Below are 1,848 nucleotides of genomic sequence, written 5' to 3'. Positions count from 1 at the left end.
GGCGCGACGCGCTCCGACCGCGGGGCGCCTGAGGTGCCGGGGCGCTTCGGTGCGTTCTCGGGTGCGGGCGGTGTGTGGCCGCCCGCGAGGTTCCCCGCGCCCGTGAAGGACCAGGGGACTGCGCCCCTGCTCCTTCACGGCCCGCGGAGCCGTGGTTCCCAGCGGCACGGGAAACCGGGCGGTCAGCCCCCTGCGCGAACACCTTCTCCGAGGCGCTCGCCCGGCTGCGGCAGTGCGACGAGGCGTCGGACGTGGAACAGGTGCCGGCCCGGGTGCGGCACGGCGACCCGGCGGCGTCGCCGGCCGGGCTGTCGCCGGAGCTGCGGGCGGTGCTGCGGGCCACGGTGATCGACGGCCTGACGACACACGAGGCGGCTGTCCTGCTCGGCATTCCCCCGGGCACGGTCAGGAGCCGGGCCACGCGCGCCCGGAAACGTGGCGCCGTACCTCCGCCGCGTGCGGCCCTTCGCCGGATGGCACCCTGATTCCGTGCGCCTGTTGCTGATGTCCGACACCCACCTGCCCAAGCGCGCGAAGGCGCTGCCCGAGCGGCTTCTGGCCGAGCTCGCGGAGGCCGACGTGGTCGTCCACGCCGGTGACTGGGTCGACGAGGCCACCCTCGACCTGCTCGAAGCCCGCTCCCGCCGACTGATCGCCGTGTACGGCAACAACGACGGCCCCGCCCTGCGCGCCCGCCTCCCCGAGGTGGCCCACGCCGAACTGGCCGGCCTGCGCCTCGCCGTCGTCCACGAGACCGGCCCCGCCCAGGGCCGCGAGTCCCGCTGCGGCGCCCGTTTCCCCGGCACCGACGTCCTCGTCTTCGGCCACAGTCACATCCCCTGGGACACGACCACGGCCACCGGCCTGCGCCTCCTCAACCCCGGCTCCCCGACCGACCGCCGCCGCCTGCCCCACTGCACCTACATGACGGCGACGGTGGCGGACGGCGAGCTGACGGACGTACACCTGCACCGACTGCCGCCCCGCACCTGACCCGGACCGATCCGCCGACGGACCCGCCGTCACGCTGCTCGACCGTTGCCCCGCACCTGACCCGGACCGATCCGCCGACGGACCCGCCGTCGCGCTGCTCGACCGTTGCCCCGCACCTGACCCGGACCGATCCGCCGACGGACCCGCCGTCACGCTGCTCGACCGTCGCCCCGGCTCAACCGCTCGGGTCCGGCGGATGGATCACCCCGGTCGTCGCCGTCAGCGGCACCCCGCTGCCGCCCCACCGGAGCGCGACGACCTCAGCCGCGACGGACACGGCCACCTCCTCCGGCGTACGGGCGCCGAGGTCCAGGCCGACCGGGGAGCGCAGCCGGGACAGTGCGGCGGCGTCGAGCCCGGCCTCCCGCAGCCGCCGGGTCCGGTCGTCGTGCGTACGACGGCTGCCCATCGCCCCGATGTAGGCGGCTGGGCGATGCAGTGCCTCCTGGAGGAGCGGCACGTCGAACCTGGGATCGTGGGTGAGGACGCAGATCACCGTGCGGTCGTCGGTGGGGGTGCGGCGCAGGTAGCGGTGCGGCCAGTCGACGATCACCTCGACGGCGGCGGGAAAGCGTTTCGGGGTGGCGAAGACCGGGCGGGCGTCGCACACCGTGACGCGGTAGCCGAGGAAGTCCCCGATACGGGCGACAGCCGCCGCGTAGTCGATCGCACCGAAGACCAGCATGCGGGGCGGGGGCGCGAAGGAGTGCAGGAAGACGGTGACCGAGTCCTCGCGTCGCTCGCCGTGCGGCCCGTAGTGCCGCTGCCCGGTGGCACCCTGAGCCAGCTCGCCCCGCGCGTCGGCGGCGACGGCCGCGTCCAGCCCCGCCGAGCCGAGCGTGCCGAGTGCGAGGG

Annotated in this window: 2 protein-coding genes and 1 pseudogene; 2 read left to right on the top strand and 1 reads right to left on the bottom strand. The window is 75.4% G+C overall.

The genetic code is table 11. The annotated features are described in order from the left end of the window. Positions 1-209: 209 nt before the first annotated feature. Together AWZ10_RS01060 and AWZ10_RS01055 are read left to right on the top strand one after the other, a co-directional pair. Positions 210-485, top strand: a pseudogene (locus AWZ10_RS01060) (RNA polymerase sigma factor); the annotation flags it as partial. 4 nt (positions 486-489) lie between these two features. Further along, positions 490-993, top strand: a complete 504-nt coding sequence (locus AWZ10_RS01055) for a metallophosphoesterase family protein (protein WP_046706845.1) — start codon at positions 490-492, stop codon at positions 991-993. Positions 994-1,168: 175 nt separating this feature from the next. On the opposite strand, the gene AWZ10_RS01050 is transcribed toward AWZ10_RS01055, so the two are convergent. Then, positions 1,169-1,848, bottom strand: a 680-nt coding sequence (locus tag AWZ10_RS01050; RefSeq protein ID WP_167365907.1) for an XdhC family protein, incomplete at its 5' end; no start/stop codon positions are given.

This window comes from Streptomyces europaeiscabiei (assembly GCF_001550375.1).
Classification (GTDB): Bacteria; Actinomycetota; Actinomycetes; order Streptomycetales; family Streptomycetaceae; genus Streptomyces; species Streptomyces europaeiscabiei.
The sequence above is the reverse complement of the archived record's forward strand: the minus strand, read 5'-3'. Positions and strand labels throughout refer to the sequence as shown.